At 42.8% G+C, this 26,283-nt stretch carries 28 protein-coding genes and 1 pseudogene; 12 read left to right on the top strand and 17 right to left on the bottom strand.

Annotated elements, in window-relative coordinates; all coding sequences use genetic code 11:
* Window positions 1–2 precede the first annotated feature (2 nt).
* The 4 genes from KSMBR1_RS13675 to KSMBR1_RS21645 form a co-directional block, all read right to left on the bottom strand.
* Window positions 3–680: a phosphatidylserine decarboxylase family protein gene (locus KSMBR1_RS13675; RefSeq protein ID WP_099325824.1), complete on the bottom strand. Its 678-nt coding sequence runs from the start codon at window positions 678–680 to the stop codon at window positions 3–5.
* A 126-nt stretch (window positions 681–806) separates the two neighbouring features.
* Window positions 807–2,732 (bottom strand): aconitate hydratase, encoded by a 1,926-nt coding sequence (locus KSMBR1_RS13670; RefSeq protein WP_099325823.1) that lies wholly within the window; start codon window positions 2,730–2,732, stop codon window positions 807–809.
* 152 nt (window positions 2,733–2,884) lie between these two features.
* Window positions 2,885–4,099 carry a NapC/NirT family cytochrome c gene (locus tag KSMBR1_RS13665; protein WP_099325822.1) on the bottom strand — a complete coding sequence of 405 codons (1,215 nt, stop codon included), beginning with the start codon at window positions 4,097–4,099 and terminating at the stop codon, window positions 2,885–2,887.
* 350 nt (window positions 4,100–4,449) lie between these two features.
* Window positions 4,450–4,653 carry a putative transposase gene (locus KSMBR1_RS21645; protein WP_099325821.1) on the bottom strand — a complete coding sequence of 68 codons (204 nt, stop codon included), beginning with the start codon at window positions 4,651–4,653 and terminating at the stop codon, window positions 4,450–4,452.
* Window positions 4,654–4,979: 326 nt separating this feature from the next.
* Here KSMBR1_RS21645 and KSMBR1_RS23890 point away from each other — a divergent pair, with 326 nt between their 5' ends.
* The 12 genes and pseudogenes from KSMBR1_RS23890 (at window position 4,980) to KSMBR1_RS13610 (ending at window position 12,094) form a co-directional block, all read left to right on the top strand.
* Entirely contained in the window at window positions 4,980–5,210 is a 231-nt protein-coding gene (locus KSMBR1_RS23890) for an AAA-type ATPase lid domain-containing protein (RefSeq protein ID WP_099325820.1), read from the top strand.
* 585 nt (window positions 5,211–5,795) lie between these two features.
* Window positions 5,796–5,954, top strand: a complete 159-nt coding sequence (locus KSMBR1_RS21135; protein WP_157820614.1) for a hypothetical protein — start codon at window positions 5,796–5,798, stop codon at window positions 5,952–5,954.
* Window positions 5,945–6,481: an HPP family protein gene (locus KSMBR1_RS13650; RefSeq protein WP_099325819.1), complete on the top strand. Its 537-nt coding sequence runs from the start codon at window positions 5,945–5,947 to the stop codon at window positions 6,479–6,481. The genes KSMBR1_RS21135 and KSMBR1_RS13650 overlap by 10 nt, the downstream gene beginning before the upstream one ends.
* 193 nt (window positions 6,482–6,674) lie before the next feature.
* Window positions 6,675–6,965 carry a hypothetical protein gene (locus tag KSMBR1_RS13645; RefSeq protein ID WP_157820613.1) on the top strand — a complete coding sequence of 97 codons (291 nt, stop codon included), beginning with the start codon at window positions 6,675–6,677 and terminating at the stop codon, window positions 6,963–6,965.
* A 234-nt stretch (window positions 6,966–7,199) separates the two neighbouring features.
* Complete coding sequence (locus tag KSMBR1_RS13640) at window positions 7,200–7,406, top strand: transposase (protein WP_099325817.1); 207 nt, start codon at window positions 7,200–7,202, stop codon at window positions 7,404–7,406.
* 297 nt (window positions 7,407–7,703) lie between these two features.
* The gene (locus KSMBR1_RS21640) at window positions 7,704–7,928 is read left to right on the top strand and encodes a hypothetical protein (RefSeq protein ID WP_164994617.1); all 225 of its coding nucleotides are present in this window, start codon (window positions 7,704–7,706) and stop codon (window positions 7,926–7,928) included.
* Window positions 7,894–8,319 (top strand): transposase, encoded by a 426-nt coding sequence (locus KSMBR1_RS13635; RefSeq protein WP_157820612.1) that lies wholly within the window; start codon window positions 7,894–7,896, stop codon window positions 8,317–8,319. The genes KSMBR1_RS21640 and KSMBR1_RS13635 overlap by 35 nt, the downstream gene beginning before the upstream one ends.
* 102 nt (window positions 8,320–8,421) lie before the next feature.
* Window positions 8,422–8,598: pseudogene (locus KSMBR1_RS22490) on the top strand (helix-turn-helix domain-containing protein); the annotation flags it as partial.
* Window positions 8,599–8,788: 190 nt separating this feature from the next.
* A complete protein-coding gene (locus KSMBR1_RS13625) occupies window positions 8,789–9,091 on the top strand; it encodes a DNA polymerase Y family protein (protein ID WP_197705204.1) in 303 nt (100 codons plus the stop codon).
* A 678-nt stretch (window positions 9,092–9,769) separates the two neighbouring features.
* Window positions 9,770–10,666, top strand: coding sequence for a group II intron reverse transcriptase/maturase (ltrA, locus tag KSMBR1_RS13620; RefSeq protein WP_099325814.1), 897 nt, complete (start codon window positions 9,770–9,772; stop codon window positions 10,664–10,666).
* Between the two features lie 18 nt (window positions 10,667–10,684).
* The gene (locus KSMBR1_RS23540) at window positions 10,685–10,960 is read left to right on the top strand and encodes a group II intron maturase-specific domain-containing protein (protein ID WP_099323535.1); all 276 of its coding nucleotides are present in this window, start codon (window positions 10,685–10,687) and stop codon (window positions 10,958–10,960) included.
* Between the two features lie 87 nt (window positions 10,961–11,047).
* Complete coding sequence (locus KSMBR1_RS13610; RefSeq protein WP_099325813.1) at window positions 11,048–12,094, top strand: DNA polymerase Y family protein; 1,047 nt, start codon at window positions 11,048–11,050, stop codon at window positions 12,092–12,094.
* 159 nt (window positions 12,095–12,253) lie between these two features.
* Here KSMBR1_RS13610 and hzsA read toward each other — a convergent pair whose 3' ends face one another.
* From hzsA to KSMBR1_RS13545, 13 genes are all read right to left on the bottom strand, one after another.
* Entirely contained in the window at window positions 12,254–14,683 is a 2,430-nt protein-coding gene (gene hzsA, locus KSMBR1_RS13605; RefSeq protein ID WP_099325812.1) for a hydrazine synthase subunit alpha, read from the bottom strand.
* A 73-nt stretch (window positions 14,684–14,756) separates the two neighbouring features.
* A complete protein-coding gene (gene hzsC, locus KSMBR1_RS13600) occupies window positions 14,757–15,818 on the bottom strand; it encodes a hydrazine synthase subunit gamma (protein WP_478210066.1) in 1,062 nt (353 codons plus the stop codon).
* A 42-nt stretch (window positions 15,819–15,860) separates the two neighbouring features.
* Window positions 15,861–17,024, bottom strand: a complete 1,164-nt coding sequence (gene hzsB / locus KSMBR1_RS13595; RefSeq protein ID WP_099325810.1) for a hydrazine synthase subunit beta — start codon at window positions 17,022–17,024, stop codon at window positions 15,861–15,863.
* Between the two features lie 407 nt (window positions 17,025–17,431).
* Window positions 17,432–18,001: a hypothetical protein gene (locus KSMBR1_RS13590; protein WP_099325809.1), complete on the bottom strand. Its 570-nt coding sequence runs from the start codon at window positions 17,999–18,001 to the stop codon at window positions 17,432–17,434.
* A 70-nt stretch (window positions 18,002–18,071) separates the two neighbouring features.
* Window positions 18,072–19,079: a hypothetical protein gene (locus KSMBR1_RS13585; RefSeq protein ID WP_099325808.1), complete on the bottom strand. Its 1,008-nt coding sequence runs from the start codon at window positions 19,077–19,079 to the stop codon at window positions 18,072–18,074.
* Window positions 19,080–19,159: 80 nt separating this feature from the next.
* Window positions 19,160–19,888 (bottom strand): energy-coupling factor ABC transporter ATP-binding protein, encoded by a 729-nt coding sequence (locus KSMBR1_RS13580; RefSeq protein ID WP_099325807.1) that lies wholly within the window; start codon window positions 19,886–19,888, stop codon window positions 19,160–19,162.
* Window positions 19,863–20,423, bottom strand: coding sequence for an energy-coupling factor transporter transmembrane component T family protein (locus KSMBR1_RS13575; protein WP_157820611.1), 561 nt, complete (start codon window positions 20,421–20,423; stop codon window positions 19,863–19,865). The genes KSMBR1_RS13580 and KSMBR1_RS13575 overlap by 26 nt, the downstream gene beginning before the upstream one ends.
* A gap of 159 nt (window positions 20,424–20,582) precedes the next feature.
* Entirely contained in the window at window positions 20,583–20,903 is a 321-nt protein-coding gene (locus KSMBR1_RS13570; RefSeq protein ID WP_157820610.1) for a hypothetical protein, read from the bottom strand.
* A 92-nt stretch (window positions 20,904–20,995) separates the two neighbouring features.
* Complete coding sequence (cbiM, locus tag KSMBR1_RS13565; RefSeq protein ID WP_099325805.1) at window positions 20,996–21,601, bottom strand: cobalt transporter CbiM; 606 nt, start codon at window positions 21,599–21,601, stop codon at window positions 20,996–20,998.
* Between the two features lie 328 nt (window positions 21,602–21,929).
* Window positions 21,930–22,991 (bottom strand): hydrazine synthase subunit gamma, encoded by a 1,062-nt coding sequence (gene hzsC / locus KSMBR1_RS13560; protein WP_478210066.1) that lies wholly within the window; start codon window positions 22,989–22,991, stop codon window positions 21,930–21,932.
* Between the two features lie 42 nt (window positions 22,992–23,033).
* The gene (hzsB, locus tag KSMBR1_RS13555; RefSeq protein ID WP_099325810.1) at window positions 23,034–24,197 is read right to left on the bottom strand and encodes a hydrazine synthase subunit beta; all 1,164 of its coding nucleotides are present in this window, start codon (window positions 24,195–24,197) and stop codon (window positions 23,034–23,036) included.
* Between the two features lie 407 nt (window positions 24,198–24,604).
* Window positions 24,605–25,174 (bottom strand): hypothetical protein, encoded by a 570-nt coding sequence (locus tag KSMBR1_RS13550; protein WP_099325809.1) that lies wholly within the window; start codon window positions 25,172–25,174, stop codon window positions 24,605–24,607.
* Window positions 25,175–25,244: 70 nt separating this feature from the next.
* On the bottom strand, window positions 25,245–26,252 hold the full coding sequence (locus KSMBR1_RS13545; protein ID WP_099325808.1) for a hypothetical protein: 1,008 nt from the start codon (window positions 26,250–26,252) through the stop codon (window positions 25,245–25,247).
* Window positions 26,253–26,283: the final 31 nt, after the last annotated feature.

Raw genomic sequence — 26,283 nt, 5'->3', positions numbered from 1 at the left:
TTTTATTCTGCCGCAGAGGCGCCATTCCCGTGCATTTTCCCCAATATTGTTTTCCCGGCGGTTACTTTTCCACCTACCGTTACCATTGGTTCGAACGGAATGGTTTTGGGAACGAATACTTCTACTCGTGAGCCAAACTTTATCATGCCAAAACGCTCGCCTTGCTGCATGACATCGCCGATTTTGCAGGCACATACAATCCGTCTGGCAATCCTGCCGGCAATTTGTTTTACCGCGATGTTCCCTTTCTTTTCTGCCAGCGATAACCCAACCACATTATTTTCGTTACTGCTGAAACATTCGTCATCCCTGGCATCCAGAAATTTACCGGGGGTATGTTTGATAAATTCCACGGTTCCATACGCCGGTATACGATTAACATGAACGTTGGTGACTGACATGAAAATACTTATTTTTATTGAGTCACATTTCAGATAATGTTCCTCAAAAACAGGAACAATGTGTGAGACAACACCATCCGCCGGAGCAATGACAAGTCCCTTGCCTTGCGGTGTGTTTCGTTCAGGATCCCTAAAAAAATTAAGCAGGAACAACATAAAAAACAAGGGAATCGGCACAGCCCAGGGGAAAAGAATAAGGGAAAAATAAATTCCAGCAACACAGGGTATACCAAAAAGCACAAGTTCCCTTATGCCATATTTTGTTAAAGAGATACGCATAGTGTATTTACAATGTATTTGAATGAAAAGATGAGATATTCAGCACAAATATCCTCGCAAAATGGAGATGAATTAATATTTTAACAAGGCAATAAGTTATTGAATTCAATGCACTTTTATATTAGGTTAATTTTTTTGTGCCTGGTAATTTAACAGGCCTCCTGCGAAAAGGATATCAATTTCGCGGGATGATAACAGGTGCGTTACCTTGATTTCTTTATTTTTTGTCCGGTTATGAACAACAAGGATACCGCCAGGTTTTAATTGCTTCTTAATATCCACTAATTCTAAACTATCTCCCTGGTCCAGCACGAGGTAATCATTTTCTTCGGTAAAGGTTAATGGCAATATGCCAAAATTAACGAGATTTGACCGGTGAATGCGCGCAAAAGATTTTGCAATAACAGCTTTCACACCCAAATACATCGGGGCAAGCGCTGCATGTTCCCTGCTGGAACCTTGTCCGTAATTTATGCCGCCGACCAAAAAACCGCCACCTTTTTCTTTTGCCCGTTTCGCAAACTCTTTGTCAATTTTTTCAAACACAAATTCAGAAATAGCGGGAATATTTGATCTCAGGGGCAAGACCTTGGCGCCTGCCGGCATAATGTGGTCGGTGGTGATATTATCCCCTAGTTTCAAAAGGACTTCACCATGCAACGTATCCGGCATGGGTTCTTTTTTAGGCAAAGGTTTAATATTAGGGCCTCTGATTATGGTTACTTGTGCAGGATTTTCAGAAGGAGGGATTATCATGCTGTCGTCTATTAAAAATGTTTTCGGATCTTTAATAATAATGGGCATGTCGTAATCTCTTGGATCGCTAATCACACCTCTTATTGCAGTAATGACCGCGGTTTCCGGACTTACCAGATAGACTTTTGCGTCAAGGGTTCCGCTTCGTCCCTCAAAATTTCTGTTAAATGTCCGGACAGTGACGCCTCCGGAAGGCGGTGCTTGCCCCATTCCGATACATGGTCCGCAAGCAACATCCAATATCCTTGCTCCGGCGGCAATTATATCTGTTAATGCCCCGTTTTTCGATATCATTTCCAGTACCTGCCGTGATCCGGGGGAGATGGTTAGGCTGACGTCCGGATGAACTTTTTTCCCTTTTAACATTGCCGCCGCTACCATTAAATCGTGATAAGATGAATTAGTACAACTGCCTATGCAAACCTGATGTACCATAGTCCCCTGGATCTCTCTCACCTTGCAGACGTTATCCGGACTGTGCGGCCTCGCTACCATTGGTTCCAGGGATGAAAGATCAATTTCCACCGTTTCATCATACTGTGCGTTTGCGCTCGCCTTTAAAGGCTGCCAAACATCTTCGCGCCCCTGCATTTTTAAATATTTTTTTGTCTGAGCGTCACTAGGGAAAATTGAGGTAAGGGCGCCAAGCTCCGCGCCCATATTGGTAATAGTTGCACGTTCTGTTACCGTAAGCGTTTTGACTCCCTCTCCTCCATATTCAAAGATTTTCCCGACGCCGCCTTTTACCGTAAGTCTTCTTAATAATTCAAGGATTACATCTTTTGCTGTAACCCAGGGGGACAAGGCCCCGGAGAGTTTTACCAATACAATTTCCGGCATTGAGAAATAAAATGACCCTCCGGCCATTGCAATTGCAACGTCAAGTCCGCCCGCCCCAATAGAAAGCATCCCCAACCCACCGCATGTTGGTGTATGACTATCGGAACCTAACAATGTTCCACCAGGCACAGCGAAACGTTCGAGGTGTACCTGGTGGCAAATACCATTTCCAGGTTTAGAGTAGTATATGCCATATTTGCTTGCAAAGCTTTGCAAAAATAAATGATCATCAAAGTTTTCAAATCCGGCCTGAAGCATATTATGATCAACGTAACTCACCGATAACTTCGTTTTTACCCCCGGCAACCCCATTGCCTCAAATTGTAAATATGCCATCGTGCCTGTTGCATCTTGAGTAAGGGTTTGATCAACAACAATCGCAATCTCGGTTTTTGCTTTTAGTCTGCCGGAAACAAGATGTGAACTTAAAATCTTCTGAACTATATTTTTCCCCATAATTCTGTCCTCCCATACATCTAAAAAAGCGTGTAAAACACTTGCATTTTGTATCTTATATATAAAAGCATGCCGATATAATAAAAAATCCCACCTTTATAAGGGTGGGATTTTTCGTGACTACTTTGAATAAGATTTAACATGTAAACCTATTAATGATTTTCCGGTACTTTTACTAACCCGTGCCCCCCGAAAAGTAGCACATCGATTTCCTGAGGGATTGATATTTTATTGAAATTATGGGATTTATTAGGTCCGTGACATGCTTGGCATTTCACCAGATCGTCAGAGATTAATCCCTGACTACGCATCTTTTGCACCCTTCCAAAAACGGAATTTTCGCTTGAATTTAACTGGGAATGTTCCGGTCCGCCAATATGGCATTTTTCACACGCGTCATAAGCCATCGCTTCGACGGTAGAAAATTTATGGCTTCCGTGACATGCATTGCAACTTCCACCAACCCTGTCGTCTTCATATGTTAAACCCAGCTTATGACACTCTTTGCAACCTTCCATACTAAGCTGCCTTGTAGTAATCACATCATACGTACCACCAAATGCCACCGTACGTCCCTGGAGGTGAGAACTTTCCTGGAACTCTGTAAATTGAGCCATGTGACATTCTCCACAAGCGCTCGCTGACACACGACCGTGTCGCTTTGTGATATATCCATGGTCATCGCCGTGACAGCTAATACAGGTTACCCCTTTTGCAGCATGAGGGCTTCCCGTCCATTGCTTTATGACATCGGGAGTAGCTATCTTATGGCATGCAAAACAATCCGTTTCTTTATATTTGCCATAGGGCTTCACCTTTTTTTCGGCATAAAGCTCGTAAAGGTCTCCTGGCATGTGCGGATGCGCAACGCCTAAATGACAATCGGTACACATTAATTTTTCTAGTTCCCTTCCATCCTTACTGTGCTTGCTACTCTTTGCAACAAACTCGATATGCGTCTTGTCTTTTGTAAAACCTTCCGCGTGGCAACGTTCGCAATTACCATTTATTATCTCTATGCTGTCTTCGGCAACCTCAATGAGTGAACCGTCGGAAAAGGCTTGAAATGAATGCATTAAGGAGTCATGCGTTCCATCGCTTAACTTTGCGTGTGCGTAACCTTTCAGCCCAGGCCCCACATGACATGCGTGACAATGTTCAACATGTTCATTATTATGTTTCGACGCCATAAAAGATTCGTAATGGATATCCATTTCATGGCAGCTTGCACAAAACTCGTTTGTCTCCGAATAGTGGTATACTTTATTTAACGTGACGAAAAAAACAACGAGAACAATTATGGAGAAGAAGCCTACCAGCTTTTTTCTTCGCTTAATAAACTCTATCAACTGCTTCAACCGCGCCATAGATACCTCCTAAATTTTGTTTAATGAAATCTGCTGCTTTTATATAAAACAATTAACATCTAAATTACAATAATATTAATTATTGCGTGGGATTTGCAGCGTGTAAAAAAGACCTATAACCCATAACGATAACCGCTAAGACGATAGATGACAATGTGGAATTTGCGGTGCTTGTTAAAAAGGATGGTGTTTTCACTACAAGTGAACCACCTTAAAATACACAAAAATCTAAGGGATTCTACCACAAAGCATTTTTATGTTCAAGTCATTTTTTAATTAGTCTGAAGGCAGGAATCATATAACAAAAAGACGGTGATTATGATGATTTTAGGTAACTATTCAGCATAATCTCAGAACCCCCGATCTGGTGGAATTTGATTTGATACCAGATTATATACAAGGCGCGGATTTGTGCCTGGGAATAATGTTTCGGAACTATTAAGTACATCGCATAATTGCTGAACATATCTGTTGTTCCCTGGGTTTGTCATGTTATGAATCGTTATCCTTAAGACGCCATTCTTTTCATCCGGCATTATATCTGCATCTGTCATAAAAATATCATGTCCTTATCACCAATCAACTCGATACCTCTGTAAAAACGCTTATCTGGATAAAATCATGGAAACAAAACCTTCTACCTTTAATGAATTCAAAAACAATCAATTCCCCGCTTGAATTCTCATCAACAAACGCTTTATCAAAGAACGAAGAACTCTCACAAGAATATTTTAAAATTAAATCCGCTCGCTTTAATAAAAAAAACGCCGCTTAATTTTTAACAAAATAATATTTAGAAAAGATCTGTTTTCTCGGATCTAATGTAATACGTGTTCATATTCTTCCTTTGAGGGAGCAAAGGGAAGATATTCCGTTTTTAGTGGAGTATTTTTTAGAGAAAATTTTAGAAAAATTTAAAAAGGTTAAAAGAGTGTTCTCCGAAGAGGCGATGTACGCATTTATGAATTACGACTGGCCAGGCAACATCAGGGAACTGCAGAATATGATAGAAATAGCAGTTGCATTGTCTAAAAGCGAGATAATGAATATTGATGAACTTCCGCTTCCAGTTACCGTGGAAGAATTTGTCGCACTTTCCAGAAATCCGTAAGATGATGAGAGAAGGAAAACATTTATTGTTACTACCCTTGCTGAACAGGAAAAAAATGCCATTATTGAGGCCATGAACAAATACGGTGGTAATTCAAACAAAGGTTTCGCAGGTGCCTGGAATATCCACAACGACACTGTGTAGGAAGATTTTAAAATACAGAATCAAATAACAACACTAAATCTCGGACACTATCGGCAAATAATTAATTTCATACTGAAACCACTATTGCATAATGGAATGTTTTCGTGAACCGATAAGACGCAGATTATTAAGAAGATGAAAATATAATCGTTTTAATAAAACGTTGATTAAATACCACTTATGTGAAATATAAATGGTATTTTTCCTCCTCATTACGACATTGGTATATCTTTCGTTATTACAACGAACCAGAAAGTAAAATTTATACCTTGCTTGATTTAATAAGGTTACAAAGCAAAAAGCTGGTTTGTCTTTGTAAATCGCCTCAAGACAAAGATAGTGAAAAACCGATGTGGGTGATAATTCCTCTTCTGTACTTCATAGATTGTTTTTTGTGAATCTTGCGACTGGAGATGAGGAAGAAGTGAAGAGTTTTATCAGATGTTCAAGAAAAGAAAAAACACAGAGGTTAAAAAAGTTATCGATGTTGCACTTGAGGTAAAAAACGATTTTGTAGCAGATAAAGAGAGTTTTTCTGCTTGTTTAATAAGAGGTTTTAAAAGGGCTTATACAGAGGAGGGGATAAAAAAATGCTGGTAATGAATGGAATAAATAAATTTTGTGTGTATGTAAAAAAGTTACCCAGAGCGCCGCAACCCGTGCTCACCACAAGAGAGACGTGGCTTTCTCTCTGGGGAACGATTCTTGGGATAGGGGTAACGGCGATACTGGCCTTTACATGGAATTGTCCGATGTTATTAGGGTCTTTAGGATCTACCGCACCATTGCTTTATTGTGCGTATAAGTCGCCCCTGGCACAGCCAAGGAATGTTCTGATGGGGCATTTTCTTGGCGCAAGTATCGGGGTGATTATCTATGATTTATTTGGCGTGACGTGGTGGTCGCTTGCGCTTGGCGTTGCCCTTGCTGTTGTTCTTATGTTTGTGACGTACTCGGTACACCCCCCGGCAGGCGCAACGGCATATGTAGCTATTCAATCGGGGGGGTTGGGTGTCGGGTATCTTTTTATCCTGAATCCCACCGTTCTGGGAGTGTTTACCATGGTGGTGATAGCGGTTATCTTTAATAAGGCGATGAAGAGAGATTATCCGGCACATTGGTGGTGAAGGATGTATGATAAGCATAGGAGATGTCTGATATTTCATGAACATGGATGTCCAATTTCGTTAAATTACGGAGAGAAAATGTATCTCTCGATTAAAAATCGGCTCATTTTCTTACTCATTGTATTTCCGTAATTACCGTTTGTTCTGCAAAGGATTGTGACCTATCCAGGGATGTAGTCGGATATTCAGGCATGTGTTAATTAGAAACCTCGACGACATTGGGCATAAGCAGTCAGAACTGGTCACAACCTGGATTAGCGAAAGGATGAAGAATACCCATGTGGTTGCAAACAATCCGTTGATGGCTAAATGTGCAAAGAGTACAAGAAGAGACAAGGACTATGCAGATGTCGACCAACATCTTAAAGTAGTAAAAAGTGAGTATGTTTTAAAGAGTGTGCTTGTTCGTAATGATAAGGGAAAGGATTTGAGTATTTTCATAACAAACATATGGTTGCTGAGTTTATCAAAGCATCGTTATTAAATAAATTTCTTGAACATTTTGCATCGTGTTTTACTAAAAAACAATTTGCAATGTTTCTCCTTGTCGCCTAAGTAATGTTTAAAGACTATAAAATAAATTCACTGGAGGGCCATGGCACAAGACGTTCATACGGATTACCAGAAATTTCAATACTTCTTTTCTGAATCCAAATGGGATTTACCCGCATTAAAGCAGAAAAGAATGGACATTATCTAAAAACAAAGAACCAAGGCATTGACAAAAGACAGCATCCTTACCATAGATGATACTGGGTGTCCAAAGCCCTATGCTAAAAACACAGAAGCCGCCAAATGGCAATATTGCGGTTCGCTTAAAAGGCCGGAAAACCGCAATGTTGTTGTTGGCGCCGCATTTGTCTCAAAAATAAAACATTTTCCTCTGGATGTTATCCCCTACCTTCCTGCCGACGAGTTCGGGTAAGGAAAAAATGACCCCAAATTTAAAGACAAAATACAAATAGCAATGGATATTTGATACTGCTTCGAACGTCTTTGATTTTTCAGCCATTGCCTTCGATTCATGGTATGCATCTCAACGGTATCTCGAACATATTCACGCAAAAAAGAAATACTTTTTTTCAGAAATAAAAGCAAACAATCATCATGTTGCATTAGCAACACCCAGAAACAATGAAAATGGTTTTATAACCAGATCGTGTTGTAGTATATGTACTTAAGCTATTTTTTGTAGTCTTACTTTCGAGACAGAAATATCTTCATGTACCATCCGGAAAAACAAAAACATTGTCGTGTCAAACCCGATGAGCTCGTGACCCTCATCAAAAAACATTATGCCGACAAAATCAGGCATGTTACTTTAAAATTCTCGGATGGAAGCGAAGTTTCCGATAAAACCTACACGTTTGACGCCGAACTGAATGGTTGCAATGAATGTCCATTTGAAGTTTATGATAATTTTGGGAAAATGGAACAGGGAAGATGACAAAAAACATCATATCCTTATCACCAACCAACTCGATGCCTCTATGAAAACGGTTATCACAAACTATCTGTTGCGTTGGAGCATTGAACACTGTTTCAAGGAATTGAAGGATACTTTTTATTTTGATCATTCTCAGGTAAGGCACATTAACAAGATTGAGCGGTATTGGAATATTTGTCTGATCTCATGGACGTTCGTTTATTGGATAAAACAAAATGCTTATTTGGATAAAATCATGGAAACAAAACCTTCTACCTTTAATGAATTCAAAAAAGCAATCAATTCCCTGCTTGAATTCTCATCAACAAACGCTTTATCAAAGAACGAAAAACTCTCACAAGAATATTTTAAAATTAAATCCGCTCGATTTAAGAAAAAAATCGCTGCTTAATTTTTAACAAAATACTGTTAAAAGAGTTTTTTAAACGTATATACTCAAACGGATTGAAAATTCAAAGTTGATATCTCCTTTATTATGTTAAACCACCGACCTATAAAAACAACCCTAACCGAAGATCAGATGCAAAAGCCAGAAGAACAGCACAAAATCTAAAAAGGCAGTAGAATATATGATCGGATAAAGGCTGTATTATTGACTAGCGAAGGCTGGACCCTAAAGCAAATAGCACAGGCATTACGCATACATGAAACAACGGTATGGGAGCACTTAAATGCGAGAGCGTAATGACAAAATAATTTGAAATGCTAAACGAGCGTATTTTTCGTATTTCGTGCTTCGCATTGTTGGATGTTTTGGATTTGTTTTGGATTTCACGATTAAATATTTTGTTTAAAAATGCAAAGAAATTGCTGATAAGGTACGAAAGCGTTGCCATAAGGGTTTCCATGAGTATTTTCAGGTGAAACCCTCACAAGTCAATGGCTCACAAAGAACCATTATGCATATCGACATGGATGCCTTCTTTGCCTCCGTTGAGCAGCAGATAAACCCATCCTTGCGGGGAAAACCCATTGCGGTGGTCGGTTCCAATGAAAGAACGGTCGTTACCACGTCTTCTTATGAAGCACGGGAATACGGCGTCAAAACGGGTATGACTAAATATGAGGCGAAGCGGCTGTGTCCTCATATTATATTGGTGGAAGGTAATACCGGCCGCTATACAGATACCTGTCGCAGGCTTGTAGAGATATGTGTGCCTTGAAGTATGGAATACCTGAGTGGTTGAAAATACCACCTCTGCGAGCCTAATCCTCGTAGAGAAGTTTGTGCCTATGCGCACACAATGGAGCAATCCGTATGCGTAGAAAGATAGCATATACCCGTGAGGGGTATGACGGAGTTACGAGGTACAGACGACCTTTTGGGGTGTATGAGTGTGGCGTGTTATTCCGTGCCAACTGCCATTTCTCAGCGAAGCACTGACAATGTCCTTTGTTGGAGATGGATAAACAGATTAAGTAAAACCATCTCTGGTTAATGCGTTTGAACATACATCACGAAGGGAAAAGGGGTAATCCATATGACCGGGGGAGGACTTACGCCTTGGGCAAAATTCCCTAACAGCAAGGTATAAGGAAATTCCGAAGTCCGAGCTGTATGAGATGGTGATAGACAAGCTTCTCTCACAAGTCTATCTTTGAAGTCGTCAGCATTGCTCATAATAGTTTCCGGTGTGAATCGGAAATGAAAGGGGCATAACCGTAGTGGAATTGATGAAAGTGGTAGATTGAATACGTTCAATGAGAAAAGAAACTCTTTTGCGTAGGTAAGCAGTAACAAGAGCCTCTCTTGTTTTGCCTATGTTTGGGAGAATCCGTACCCAGGAAACACGATTGACAAGTCTATTATCCGTAATCAATCGAAAGGAATATATCGAGAGATGCTTAAGTATCATTCATTAAGAGACAAGGTGTTTAGTCTGAAAAACCTTTATGCTGCTTTCAAACACGTAAAGAAGAATAAAGGCAAAGCTGGTCTTGACAGGGTAAGTATTAAGCAATTTGAGTCCAATCTTGATGTGAATATCATGAGTATCCATCAGGAACTCAAGACTGCCATATACAACCCTGCGCCTGTCCTGCGGGTATACATCCCCAAAGGCAGGCATGACAAGAGACCTCTTGGCATTCCCATTGTTAAGGACAGGATTGTACAGCAGGCGTTCAGGCAAATCATAGAGCCAATATTTGAGAAAGGATTCTCAGATAACAGCTTTGGATTTCGCCCTGACAGATGCTGTCACGATGCTATCAAACGGCTTGAACAGTATAAGCAGGAAGGGTATACCAGCGTCCTTGATGCCGATATAATGGCATTCTATGACACCATACCCCATAAGCTTATTATGGACTCCTTACGTGAGAAAATCGCTGATGGATGGGTTTTGAACAGTATTGAGAACATGCTCAAAGCAGGGGTCATGGAGGACGGCATCGTGCACGAGACAAACAAAGGCACTCCGCAAGGAGGCGTCATTTCCCCTTTGCTTGCAAACCTTATCGGTGACATCATCGACAAGGAACTTGAAAAGGCTGGATATAAGTTTGTCCGATACGCCGATGATTTCGTTGTCATGACTAAAACAAAAGATGAACTCCCAGCCGCCCTCAGCTATGTCAAAGAAATCATTGCAGGGAAACTTGGAATGAAGCTGAGCGAGGATAAAACCAAGCTCGCCAACTTCGAAAGAGGTTTCAGGTTTCTCGGATACGATTCCAAGGGCAAGTATAAGGGTATAAGCACGAAATCACTGAACAAACTCAAGAGCCTGTCCTGAGCCTGCCGAAGGAACAACATCAGAGACATCACCAGACGTACACAGGGCGTCAATCTGCAAGCCATCGTTGATACATTAAACCCCGTAATTCGTGGGCATGTCAACTATTTTCGGCTGGGCAATGTACAAAAGGTATATCGCTCATTAGACTGTTGGGTACGCATGAGACTGAGATGTTTCAAGTTCTCAAGAAAATGGAGAACAGACAACAAGCGTTTCCCTGTTCACCGATTCTTTAAAATGGGGTTACTCTCATTCGAAAGAGAATTTCTTAAGGCGTGTGCTAAAGCATGATGTTTGACTTTTCTCTGTTATAGAGCAACACTTCGGGGTCGCTGACTACGAGAAAGACGTATGGTTTAAAAAGGATGCTTTGTCACGTTGTCCAAAGTATCTGGCGACGAGTGGGGGTTGGAGGCTAATGGCCTCCAGCCTACCAGCTATTCGCGCTACACCCCCGCTATTGAAGTATATTCTGTCGACGAGGTATTCCTTGATATTGCCGGTTCTATTCCTCTTTTTAATAGCATAGAGCATATTGCAAAGAAAATAAAACAGGATATCCACAAACACCTTGGAAGATTGACCTGCTCCATCGGCATTGCCCCAAACAAACTCCTGGCAAAACTTGGCAGCGATATGAAAAAACCCGACGGACTTTTTATTATAGAAGAAAAAGACATCCGTTCATTGCTGGAAAACTTGCCGGTACAGGAACTCTGGGGAATCGGTCCAAAACTGGCAAAACACCTGGCCGCTATTGGAATCACCACATGCGGAGAACTCGGGCGGGCACAGGTAACGCAGTTAAAACACACATTCGGCATTATCGGCGAACGCTTGGTACTTATAGCGCAGGGGATTGATGATAGTCCCGTAATACCGTCAGAAAAAGAATCTGACGCAAAATCGGTAGGCCACAGCATGACCCTTGAAAAAGACATCCTCGATAAGGAAACCATTGAAAGAATGATTCTTCAATTGTCAGAAATGGTTGGCCGGAGAATGCGTAAAGGGGGGTATTCCGGCAGAACGGTAACCCTCACCATCCGCTATTCGGATTTCAGCACCCTTACCAAAAGTAAAACCATTGGAACGCCAATAAATGACGGATTAAATATTTATCTCGTTGCCTGTGATATATTGAATGCTACCAGACCTTGCCATCCGATACGGTTACTAGGAGTATGCTTAAGCAACCTGCACAAGGATTATACACAAATACCCCTTTTCCCGGCAGAAAGGACAAAGCAAAAAGTTGTGCGTGTTATGGACGAGATAAACAACCGTTATGGGGAATTCAGTATCACATCTGGCACGCTGATGAATCGTTACCACCATAAAGGCGTCATTTCTCCGGCATGGAGGCCAAAAGGTATTAAATGCATCAATTTTGCCAATCAGGTGAGGAAAAAGAAACCGTCATAACATATCATATTTTGTGCTTCATGCTTATTCGGTAAACATGCAAATCTCTCTGGAAGCACAAAGAGCCGGGACGTGGTTTTGCCACTTTTCCCCGGCTCTTCGCTTGTTTTACCTCTTACTACTTACCACAACTATATAAAATGCTGTTAATAACCTCTCTTATTTTACAAGATATCCAGGATAAAAATCTGGTCCCGGAATGTTATCCCACTGCGCACCCAGGTCTATCCACTCTACTATCGCATATCTCTCATCCTGAGTAAGGAATTTATTGTGCAATAAACGACCCTCTATCGGGAATATCTTCTCCCTGGGAGCATTCGCGCTTAACTCAGCTTCATACAACCTCCATACCAACAAACTGTTGATCGCTGCTGACGGATTAACATATTTTCCGCCAATGTTCGGGTCTTTCCCCCTCTGCGGCTCAAGCAAGCTGTTGTATGCACGACTGTATGCTGCTATACCATCTACACTTACCAATTCCAATCCGCCACCAAGGTTCGGAGGATTGTTCGAATCATGACACATCGCACACTTCGCATCAAGTATCGGCTGAATGTCCCTGCGGAAATCCACCGTCCTCTGCTTATCCAGCGTCAATCCTTCCACCGGCTGTGATGTCGTTCCGGATGGACCACCATAGTAAATGTCAGATGGTACTACTACATCCTCTCCATGTTTTACGCCCTTGTAATTCCCATCGTTGTCAAACTTCAAATACCTGAACGCAAATGGTGAATCATAGTGGCTTCTGTCATCATACCACCAGTTGTACAACGCCTTTGCATGGATGTTCTTGAACGCCCTTCCACGATATGATCCATAGTGACATCCACTACAAATCCTGCCATGATATGGCCTCAAATATGCCCAGGTTAAAGCAGTCTGTACAGACATACCCTTATCATCCAATATCTGCATGTAATAAGGAACATCTGAAAGCTGGGATGTAACTGTTGAACCATCGCTCTCTACATATTGATACCCGATGATACCCCTCTGCTGAAATGCTGTACCTGAATTGCTGCTTGATCTCTCTCCACCAAGAAGATGTGCTCCAGCTCCTACCCTGAAACGGGTTGAATCCGGTTCTACACACTGATATCCCTGGATGATTCTTACTGCCTTGATATCTCCATGGCTTACGTTTTTTGCCTTCTGATGCGGATAAGGACCTACAGGCTGATCCGACAATGTCGTATCAAAGCATATCCATGTTCCCCATGAATGCGGATATCCTTCCACCTTCACCTGATCAAACGGCTGATACGTTACGACCGTTACACCAAAGTTCTTACCGGCGGTAAAGGTGTTAATCCACCTTGGCTTGTACTTCACATAAACCGGCGCAGGCTGGTGATCATTCCAGTTAGGATCATCATATACCTTGTCCCCTGCAGCACATTTGCTAAAATTAAACCAGTATATGCCAAAATCCCCTCTTTCTGCATAGGATACCAACATCCTGTCGTCCGGAAGCGGATATGGACTCCTGTACAATCCACCATCTTTTCCTGTCAACTTCTCATACGTCTTGTTGAACGGAGCATCCCAGCTCACCGCTGCCAACTGACCTACGCCCCAATTCATGTACGGAGACTCAACATAGACAATCTTCCTGTCTCCAAAGGTGATCTTCGCCTGAGACCTTCCGCTGGTGCCACCGATTTCCCCATCACAGTTTCCATAGATAGGCCTTGGATACGCACCATCCCAGTTGTCCACACAAATCATCACCCTGCCTTCTCCGCCAGCCCTGCTGCCATTTGCCTGCACGCTTGAGAAAAGGATGTTTCCGTCAGGAGTTAACCATGGATCAAAGTTGGAACTTAAATTGTAGGTGATCTGGTCTATCGTGGTATTGAGGTGCGGAAACTCTATGCCAGATAGCACGTGTCCGGTGATTCTCTGTATGATCTTACCGCCCTGCGTATCCAAACGGTAAAGATTATACGCATATGGATTGTGGAACTCATCCATTACGCCTTCCGGTGAACCTGAAAATATTATCATGCCCGTCTTCTCTACCATGCCATGCTCTTTCCAGTCCCCTTCAAAATACCGGTCACGCCATATGATACGGCCTTCGCCTTCTTCAATACTTCCCGCTGCATAATAAATCGGTGAACGGCAGGTTCCCTTAAGATCAGTCATCTGCCTTAAACCACTGCCATCTATGTTCATTTCCCATATCTGGCACCCGCCGCCTTTCTTGTGTACCCCGGCAAACGCAAATTTCTTGCCGTCCCAATAGGTGCATGGATCAAAGGCTGTTGCAAAATCATTGGTCAATACCTTCAATTCCTTTGTGTTTAAATCAAATAACACTATCCGGCTTCCTTCCGGTATATAGTGCGGATAGTTCTGGTACGGATCCCCTTTGGCTGTCCTCGGCGACTGCGTAAACAATATCTGACTCACAGGACCCTGCACCTCTTTTGACATCCCACTATAATCAGTCCATAAGGCCTTCCCCTGCACCGGGCCGCCTGTCATTACAGGCTCAGCATTCACAAGGGTACTCCCACAGACCAACGCACCCGCTACAAACGCCGATGCTATCACTCCTAATTTCCTCTTACCCATCTATTGGCCTTCTCCTTTCACTTATTGTCCTTAAATTTTTATCGCTTATACTACACATTCATACACTTCTCTCTTATAACGCCTTCAGGTACTCCACCAAATCCTGGAGCTCCTGCTGCTTTAAATGAGACGTCCTTCCATGCATGTCCTTATCATTTACCGTGTTGTTTATGGTGTCCATCAATGTCCTTGCACCACCATCATGGAAATAGGTGCCTGATGCATAGATGTCTCTCAATGTCGGCGTATCAAATTCCTTCACAAGATCCAATCCAATGATCGGCGTGTTGCTCTCAACACCATATGGATCCTCACCTGCCTCTAACGCCGATATGTTAAATACCTTCCCAGGTGTTGACCTGAAACCATTTACACCTACCCTGCCGGTTCCTACATCATGCGTCTGTGCATCACTGAACAATGCCCTCGGATCCATCGGATCGCCAGGATGACACTCAAGACATCCTACCTTCGGATCCTCAAATATCTTCTGACCCCTCTTCTGGGCTTCGGTTAAACTCCCATCCGCATTCCTGAATGGACTCCCGGTAAATTCCAACGCCCTGATGTAACAAATGAGCGCCTCTAATCTCATCGGAGAAAAATTCTCACTCCTGAACACAAATCCAGGATCCCTTCCACATACCCTGTCAAGTGAACTGGTTGCCCCTACTATTTCATCAGGATGACCAGTGAACCCCTCATGCCTGAACGGAGGAAGATATCGGCCGCCACGAATATACTTCGTGTTCTTCCAGCTACCCCATCCTTCATCTCCCAAATCCCAAATCAAACCGGTTGTCTGGCCTCTCTCATAATGACAACTGGCGCATGAGTATGATCCCTGCAAACTCCACGCTGCATCGTTAAACTGGAACTGCCCGTATCTTACCAGCTCACTCTTAAAAGGTGAATGCTTTACACGAAAATGCACTTCCGGCACCGTCAAAGGTTCTTCCCTTCCCAGCGGTTCCCACGTAGCTCCCGTCTGGATCGTGGAAATTACCCGCGGCTGACCGGCATATACGCCGCCCGCCGATATCAGCCCCACTACCCCCAGGGCCGCAACTAATCCTATTTTCACTACTCCTGTCTTCATTCTTTCTTTTCCTCCTAATCTCATTTCTCTTGCCATTTGTTTTCCAAAAATAAATAACTCTCACACTCCATACAATCCTTAATCAACCGCAGTCCTTATCACGGTTACATTGTTGGAAAAATAGTTGGCCGCATAACAAAATTTGCCGTCAGGTGATAAACATACCGAACTTGGCCCCAGACCCGTAGGAACCCTGGCAACAAGATAATCTCTTACCAACCCAAGGTCGTCCCTCAGATAATCAAGCTCCTCCTGCGTGCTGCTCCTCACCAGACCCAATACCTTATCCATATCCAGTATCGTTACACGATGCATCCCTCTTACCCCAATGTACAAATACTTGCCCTTAGGGTCCATCGCCATACCATACGGATTGCCATCGTAATTGTTGAGATCGTCCAACGGTAATCTCGCTACCTTACCACCGGCCTTGGTCTCTATGATTGTTACGTTGTTCGTAAATACCTGACCATTCTCCGCTTCACATACCGGCAACCAGTTCTTCGGCGTCTGGTGGGTTACAGCTATGTATTTACCATCCGGCGTATATACAACATCCCTCAGGTTGGAACTCTCATGGATTACCCTGTTCTCTACTACCCTGCCACTGGCAATGTCAATAAAATCAACGCTCCGGTTGATCGATCCTACCGTGTCAAGTATCGCAACAAGGGTCTTCCCATCAGGAGATATCTCCACCATCCTGGGACCGTAATCTGAAGTATATATCGACCTTACCTTCTCCATCCTCCCCGTATCAATTACATCAATCGCGTTCCACATGCAACCGGAACATGCAACATAGGCAGTCTTGCCATCAGGCGAAATCTTGATCCCGCTCGGCCAGTCACCTACCTTTATCTCCTTGATCTCCTGCTTCCTCTGTATGTCCACTACCGATACACTGTCGCTCTCTGCATTACATACATACAAAAATGCCCCGTCAGGCGTAACCGCTGAAGCCTCAGGCTGTACCCTCACAGCGACCTCACCCGTTACCTTCTGCGTCCTTGCATCCACAAACGTTACACTGTGCCCAGATTGATTCGATATAAATAACGTACTACCATCCGGCGACATCGTTATGTGAAACGGCCCGGGTAAATCCGTCTTTACATGCGTACCCTGTATATACCCCGCAGTCGCTACTCCGCCACTTATCGCTACCGCAGCTCCAAGCATCACCGCTCCTATCATTCCCTTTCGTATCATAATTCTTCGCTTACCTCCTTCAAAATTCATAACATCTGCTCAATCCTAACTCACGAAAATTTCTGCTTTTACACTTAAATGCGTCCGTACATTCACCCCCCTTCCGTAAAAAATTCTGCGCAAAATAATACACAACAAAACACTTTGTATGTAACAACACTTAGCAAGAAGTGCGCCATTTCGAAAAAAACAACACGACCACCACAACCAAAGAAAGCACAAGCTACTACTGTTAAATATGTTACGATTACAGCACAAAAAAGATGCAATTAGTACATGAGAACGCAGAAAGACTATAAATGGTCACGCATCGGTTTTTTTTCTTAAGACACAAAGTCGCATCTATCCTGCAAGGCTTGATATAAACAGTGACCAATTATGGGCACACGGTGTCATAAGACTGTCATGTTTTTCTAAAGCAAAGATGGTCGTTCAATTCATTTATACGCTACTTCCTCAATAATAATGCATGTTGATAATTCATCGTGAGCATAAGGGCAATTTGGAGCGCTATTTTCTGCCTGAAACCAGTATTTTTCATCATTTTTACAATGATAAAGCCTTAACTTGTTTTCTTTAAGCTGCATTGGCCATGCAATAAAGAACGGAAACAGTTCACGGCTTATTAACCCTAAAGATTCTTTTGCATTTTCCAGGGTTTCACATTCTTTAAGAGATATCGCATGCTGAAAAATATGTTCCATCATATAACGCCCCTCACCTTTATTTTCAGTTTGAACACCCTGTTGCGCAGCATCCATAATATTTTGCGCCAATACAGGAATATTTTGGATATCTTTCTCTATAAGTTTTTTGTAGAGAAGATCATATGATTCCAATAGCGACTGCAAATGCACTACTGTCGATCTTTTAATGGTTATAGGGGTATTACTCCAGTGGTCATGGCCTTCATGTGCAAATATGCATTTTTGATGAGACAGAAATGTACAACAAGCCCAAAAAAGTATTGCAATCATCTGCTTTTTCCATATTCGTGTTTTTAGCATAATTTTTCCTCCTTCTCTATAAATGGTTTAAGGTATTATTGACCAGAAAACCCTGCCAGGGTTGGCGTCCTTAAAAAGAATATGTCACGGTGAGAATTGCCCTATAGTGTTCAAGTCCTTCAGCGCCCTGTTGCTCCGATTCCCTGTTCAAATCCTTCCATACGGGAAATTTCAGAAGCCCTCCGATACTGATATTTTTCTTAAGAGAAACGCGAAAGCCAGGTGAAAGATACAGAATCGTTCCCCCGCTGTCATCTTCATCGTGATGGTGTTCGTCTTCATCTTTTGTCAGATGGAGGAAGTTTGATTCAGTAATAATATCTACCCTTTGGAAAAATCCCTGAGGATTTTCAAATATTTCATACCCTCCGGCCAGATTGAAACGGATCTCATTTCCAGGTTTACCGTCATCATGACGGGTAAAGGTGGTAAATGATGTCTCCCCGGTAAGAGTAAAGTGCTGAAAAAGCATTTTTGATGCGGAGAAACCTGTCATAAACGTTGGCGCGGCAAAACCTGTCTGCATGCCCATGTCAAACCTGTTGCCATTATTATCTTCGTTTGTAATATCACCGGTCTGAACAGTAAAACCCCCTAAAACCGACATTTTCAGATCATTAGTCGTGTAACTTTCTCCAATAGTATCTTCCGGGCCGTTATTATAAAAACCCCGAATCCCGTTTCTCTCGCCGTACTTAAAACCGTATTGTACTAAAAATCCAGCATCACCAAACCCCTTCGATGTGCCTAAGGAGTCTTGTTCTTTAATAGCATAAGGCATCACAAGATAGAGGGATAAATAGTCAGTAATGCCATAGCCGGCTAATGTGTTAAAGAAGGTAAAGTTTTCAATGTTTTCAGGGTCAGCATGGTTCTTTTGTTCAAAAGACGCAAATTCTATTTTTTCGTAAAGCAAAAATTTCCCTTTCCCGAGAGTCATAGGCGATGCAGTTTCAACAGGTGCGCCAGGGCCAAAGGCGGTAGAAACGCCTCCATGATGGGCATACACTTTTCCAGCGTTACTTGCGCAACAGAAAAAAAGTATAAGAATAAAACTGTAAAAAAAACGATTGTTCATCACAAGAACTCCTTTTAACAAAATAAAGGGAATTAAATAGCACACTTATTACTATCGTGCCACCATAATTAAAAAAATATTTATTCTTTTATCGGTATTGCCTCCATCCCGTACTTTTTTAAAATACCTTCATTATGTACCAACTCAACGGTAGTTTTGTCTGCAACAATCCTGCCTTTATCCATAAGAATGCACCGTTCGGTCAATTCCTCTATCAGGCGTAAATCATGTGAGGCCACCAGAAGAGCAATTCTTAATCCTTTCAGATAGGTTATTAATTTACGTCTATGACGGTGGTCCAGGTCGTTTGCGGGTTCATCGAGGATTAACAAATCGGGTTCCATCGCCATAGCTGCCGCCAGTGCAACCCTGCGCTTCTGCCCTCCCGATAAATGATGCGGCGGCCGTTCCCGAACATCATTTAATTCAAAATACGCCAGCCACTTTTCCACCGTGTCTGCCACCTGCTGCTTTGGCCAATACAAATTTTTCGGTCCAAATGCAATTTCCTCCCAGACGGAAGAACAAAAAAGCTGATCGTTTACCTGCTGAAAAGTAAGGGCGACATGCTTCCGAACTTCATTAATATTTTTGAGTCCGGTAAGCGGTTTGTCCAAAACACGAACTTCTCCCGAATGTGGTCTTAAAAGCCCGTTTAAGTGCCAAAAAAGGGTTGTTTTGCCAGCGCCACTAGGCCCGATCAGACCCACCTTTTCATGTTGGTGAACGGAAAATGATAATCCTGATATCGCCTGCACACCATTCGGATAAAGAAACGTAACGTTATAAACACTTACCACACAGGACATCGCAAATCACTCCGGTCCAAATTAAAAAAGCCATTAAAAACATCAGAGACAAAACAACATACGAGGGCGCTTCGTCTTTGTCTGTGCTGATAGTATATGTTCCGCAAAATCCGCGTGATTGCATTGCACGTTCAACATTTTCAGATTGCTCAAAACTAGACAAAAGCACACTGCCAATCCCCCCGGCAAGGTTTCGTAATTGCAGGGAACGCAACCCCTTTTTTGCACCGCGTGAAGACTGTGCGGCAAACGTCATTTTTATCCGTTCCCCCATAATAGGTAAAAAACGCGTGGTAAATGCAATGACATTTAACAAAATTGCCGGTATTCCCATTTTCTCTAAGGTTGACAAAATACGTTCAAATCCCACCCATTTAATCCAGATTACACTCCACAACCACATTGAAAACATTTTGACCATGAGGATTGGGGCAAGCGCTCTGCCCTCTTTTGTTAGCAAAAGGCTTACACCGGTGAGAAGGGAAAAAAACCCAGACTCCTTTTGCATGGCATACAACAATGAATATGTTTCCAACTGTGAATACACCAAACAATAACACCATAAACAGGCAAACAACAAGAGGCCCAAAATTATTCAGCAAACCTATACCCACCAGTACAAGCAAAACCAGTATCGTTCCTGTGCGGGTAGAAGCCGGCGGCAATTTCAATTTTTGTAGTTTGCAAAATGGCATTATGTCTTTTTTTTTAATAAAAACCGTTGTATGGCATAACCGCCGCCGATAATGAACATGACTCCAATTACCACGCGGATACTTAAAATGTCTAACAACCCCTTTGGGCGTTCTTTAAGAAATTCCTCCCATGTTATCATTGCACGATGACCTCCGGAATCATCTACAATGATTAAGTGAGGTATTGTTTCCAAATTCTCCGGCAACTTCCATATCCCCTTTTCATCCATTTTATCCTGAAGAATTATTACGCCATTTGCATCCACAAGAACAACCTTTGCTCCTGAGGCAGGTGTATGATCGCTGTAAGATGCATACAATGTTTTCTCCTTAGAAAAAAGAGAAAGTCCGTGTGCATATACCGCTAAAGGCACCGAAAAAAAGATACAAAAAAAAACGAATAAGAAAGCTTTCAATGTAAAATTCCTAATAACGAAGGTTTTGCTTTTTGCAAAAAGTGTACCAGCCAATAACTGATAACGCCTTCAACAAGTATGACAGGAACATGTCCCCAAAAAACCAGTTTGGCAAGGGGCGCCAGCGCCGCATGGGTTGTAGAAAGCGCAACAAAGAGTAAAACGGACGAAATACATACAGCACCGCCACCCGCGAACGATCCTATCCATGGCCGTTTTTTCGCTGAAAACTGTTTCATCCAATGGCGTCCAAGCATGCCGATAATCGCGCCAGGCAACGCCATAACAGCAATATTTACCCCCAACACAGTCAATCCTCCAAAACCAAGGAACAAAGCCTGCAGCAAAAGGCCTACCGTTATTACGGTTACAGCGCTCCATCCCAGTAAAAGTCCTGCAATACCATTGAGGACAAGATGCATGCTGAAAGGTCCAAGGGGTATGTGGATTGTCGAACCTGCAAAAAAAACAGCGGCAATTACTCCGTATGCACCGACTTTGTCAGGTTTCAGGCTTTTTACCGACATCGCTAACGAAGGGGCTGCAACAGCCCATCCGGTAATGACAATGTAGGGAGAAAGTACTCCGTCGCTAATATGCAAAAATGTCTCCTCCGGTTACCAGTAGTACGTATAATATACTCGTGCTATTGCATAGCACAAAAAAAATAATATCACGAATATTCCGGGATGTTTTTTTGCAATGGCAGAAGGAAACCCGTTCTCATTGTATCCATGTTTGCCGCTATGCAAGCATAGTGCAGAAATCCGGGCTTGATTAGAAAAGGCCATATTTACAAAATCCCCTTTCCCGTAGTTGCCATGGATATGCCCCCGTGTTTAACACCTTTTACCCATCTATTGGCCTTCTCCTTTCACTTATTGTCCTTAAATTTTTATCGCTTATACTACACATTCATACACTTCTCTCTTATAACGCCTTCAGGTACTCCACCAAATCCTGGAGCTCCTGCTGCTTTAAATGAGACGTCCTTCCATGCATGTCCTTATCATTTACCGTGTTGTTTATGGTGTCCATCAATGTCCTTGCACCACCATCATGGAAATAGGTGCCTGATGCATAGATGTCTCTCAATGTCGGCGTATCAAATTCCTTCACAAGATCCAATCCAATGATCGGCGTGTTGCTCTCAACACCATATGGATCCTCACCTGCCTCTAACGCCGATATGTTAAATACCTTCCCAGGTGTTGACCTGAAACCATTTACACCTACCCTGCCGGTTCCTACATCATGCGTCTGTGCATCACTGAACAATGCCCTCGGATCCATCGGATCGCCAGGATGACACTCAAGACATCCTACCTTCGGATCCTCAAATATCTTCTGACCCCTCTTCTGGGCTTCGGTTAAACTCCCATCCGCATTCCTGAATGGACTCCCGGTAAATTCCAACGCCCTGATGTAACAAATGAGCGCCTCTAATCTCATCGGAGAAAAATTCTCACTCCTGAACACAAATCCAGGATCCCTTCCACATACCCTGTCAAGTGAACTGGTTGCCCCTACTATTTCATCAGGATGACCAGTGAACCCCTCATGCCTGAACGGAGGAAGATATCGGCCGCCACGAATATACTTCGTGTTCTTCCAGCTACCCCATCCTTCATCTCCCAAATCCCAAATCAAACCGGTTGTCTGGCCTCTCTCATAATGACAACTGGCGCATGAGTATGATCCCTGCAAACTCCACGCTGCATCGTTAAACTGGAACTGCCCGTATCTTACCAGCTCACTCTTAAAAGGTGAATGCTTTACACGAAAATGCACTTCCGGCACCGTCAAAGGTTCTTCCCTTCCCAGCGGTTCCCACGTAGCTCCCGTCTGGATCGTGGAAATTACCCGCGGCTGACCGGCATATACGCCGCCCGCCGATATCAGCCCCACTACCCCCAGGGCCGCAACTAATCCTATTTTCACTACTCCTGTCTTCATTCTTTCTTTTCCTCCTAATCTCATTTCTCTTGCCATTTGTTTTCCAAAAATAAATAACTCTCACACTCCATACAATCCTTAATCAACCGCAGTCCTTATCACGGTTACATTGTTGGAAAAATAGTTGGCCGCATAACAAAATTTGCCGTCAGGTGATAAACATACCGAACTTGGCCCCAGACCCGTAGGAACCCTGGCAACAAGATAATCTCTTACCAACCCAAGGTCGTCCCTCAGATAATCAAGCTCCTCCTGCGTGCTGCTCCTCACCAGACCCAATACCTTATCCATATCCAGTATCGTTACACGATGCATCCCTCTTACCCCAATGTACAAATACTTGCCCTTAGGGTCCATCGCCATACCATACGGATTGCCATCGTAATTGTTGAGATCGTCCAACGGTAATCTCGCTACCTTACCACCGGCCTTGGTCTCTATGATTGTTACGTTGTTCGTAAATACCTGACCATTCTCCGCTTCACATACCGGCAACCAGTTCTTCGGCGTCTGGTGGGTTACAGCTATGTATTTACCATCCGGCGTATATACAACATCCCTCAGGTTGGAACTCTCATGGATTACCCTGTTCTCTACTACCCTGCCACTGGCAATGTCAATAAAATCAACGCTCCGGTTGATCGATCCTACCGTGTCAAGTATCGCAACAAGGGTCTTCCCATCAGGAGATATCTCCACCATCCTGGGACCGTAATCTGAAGTATATATCGACCTTACCTTCTCCATCCTCCCCGTATCAATTACATCAATCGCGTTCCACATGCAACCGGAACATGCAACATAGGCAGTCTTGCCATCAGGCGAAATCTTGATCCCGCTCGGCCAGTCACCTACCTTTATCTCCTTGATCTCCTGCTTCCTCTGTATGTCCACTACCGATACACTGTCGCTCTCTGCATTACATACATACAAAAATGCCCCGTCAGGCGTAACCGCTGAAGCCTCAGGCTGTACCCTCACAGCGACCTCACCCGTTACCTTCTGCGTCCTTGCATCCACAAACGTTACACTGTGCCCAGATTGATTCGATATAAATAACGTACTACCATCCGGCGACATCGTTATGTGAAACGGCCCGGGTAAATCCGTCTTTACATGCGTACCCTGTATATACCCCGCAGTCGCTACTCCGCCACTTATCGCTACCGCAGCTCCAAGCATCACCGCTCCTATCATTCCCTTTCGTATCATAATTCTTCGCTTACCTCCTTCAAAATTCATAACATCTGCTCAATCCTAACTCACGAAAATTTCTGCTTTTACACTTAAATGCGTCCGTACATTCACCCCCCTTCCGTAAAAAATTCTGCGCAAAATAATACACAACAAAACACTTTGTATGTAACAACACTTAGCAAGAAGTGCGCCATTTCGAAAAAAACAACACGACCACCACAACCAAAGAAAGCACAAGCTACTACTGTTAAATATGTTACGATTACAGCACAAAAAAGATGCAATTAGTACATGAGAACGCAGAAAGACTATAAATGGTCACGCATCGGTTTTTTTTCTTAAGACACAAAGTCGCATCTATCCTGCAAGGCTTGATATAAACAGTGACCAATTATGGGCACACGGTGTCATAAGACTGTCATGTTTTTCTAAAGCAAAGATGGTCGTTCAATTCATTTATACGCTACTTCCTCAATAATAATGCATGTTGATAATTCATCGTGAGCATAAGGGCAATTTGGAGCGCTATTTTCTGCCTGAAACCAGTATTTTTCATCATTTTTACAATGATAAAGCCTTAACTTGTTTTCTTTAAGCTGCATTGGCCATGCAATAAAGAACGGAAACAGTTCACGGCTTATTAACCCTAAAGATTCTTTTGCATTTTCCAGGGTTTCACATTCTTTAAGAGATATCGCATGCTGAAAAATATGTTCCATCATATAACGCCCCTCACCTTTATTTTCAGTTTGAACACCCTGTTGCGCAGCATCCATAATATTTTGCGCCAATACAGGAATATTTTGGATATCTTTCTCTATAAGTTTTTTGTAGAGAAGATCATATGATTCCAATAGCGACTGCAAATGCACTACTGTCGATCTTTTAATGGTTATAGGGGTATTACTCCAGTGGTCATGGCCTTCATGTGCAAATATGCATTTTTGATGAGACAGAAATGTACAACAAGCCCAAAAAAGTATTGCAATCATCTGCTTTTTCCATATTCGTGTTTTTAGCATAATTTTTCCTCCTTCTCTATAAATGGTTTAAGGTATTATTGACCAGAAAACCCTGCCAGGGTTGGCGTCCTTAAAAAGAATATGTCACGGTGAGAATTGCCCTATAGTGTTCAAGTCCTTCAGCGCCCTGTTGCTCCGATTCCCTGTTCAAATCCTTCCATACGGGAAATTTCAGAAGCCCTCCGATACTGATATTTTTCTTAAGAGAAACGCGAAAGCCAGGTGAAAGATACAGAATCGTTCCCCCGCTGTCATCTTCATCGTGATGGTGTTCGTCTTCATCTTTTGTCAGATGGAGGAAGTTTGATTCAGTAATAATATCTACCCTTTGGAAAAATCCCTGAGGATTTTCAAATATTTCATACCCTCCGGCCAGATTGAAACGGATCTCATTTCCAGGTTTACCGTCATCATGACGGGTAAAGGTGGTAAATGATGTCTCCCCGGTAAGAGTAAAGTGCTGAAAAAGCATTTTTGATGCGGAGAAACCTGTCATAAACGTTGGCGCGGCAAAACCTGTCTGCATGCCCATGTCAAACCTGTTGCCATTATTATCTTCGTTTGTAATATCACCGGTCTGAACAGTAAAACCCCCTAAAACCGACATTTTCAGATCATTAGTCGTGTAACTTTCTCCAATAGTATCTTCCGGGCCGTTATTATAAAAACCCCGAATCCCGTTTCTCTCGCCGTACTTAAAACCGTATTGTACTAAAAATCCAGCATCACCAAACCCCTTCGATGTGCCTAAGGAGTCTTGTTCTTTAATAGCATAAGGCATCACAAGATAGAGGGATAAATAGTCAGTAATGCCATAGCCGGCTAATGTGTTAAAGAAGGTAAAGTTTTCAATGTTTTCAGGGTCAGCATGGTTCTTTTGTTCAAAAGACGCAAATTCTATTTTTTCGTAAAGCAAAAATTTCCCTTTCCCGAGAGTCATAGGCGATGCAGTTTCAACAGGTGCGCCAGGGCCAAAGGCGGTAGAAACGCCTCCATGATGGGCATACACTTTTCCAGCGTTACTTGCGCAACAGAAAAAAAGTATAAGAATAAAACTGTAAAAAAAACGATTGTTCATCACAAGAACTCCTTTTAACAAAATAAAGGGA

Origin of the sequence: Candidatus Kuenenia stuttgartiensis (genome assembly GCF_900232105.1) — a bacterium.
Lineage (GTDB): Bacteria > Planctomycetota > Brocadiia > Brocadiales > Brocadiaceae > Kuenenia > Kuenenia stuttgartiensis_A.
The sequence above is the reverse complement of the archived record's forward strand: the minus strand, read 5'-3'. Positions and strand labels throughout refer to the sequence as shown.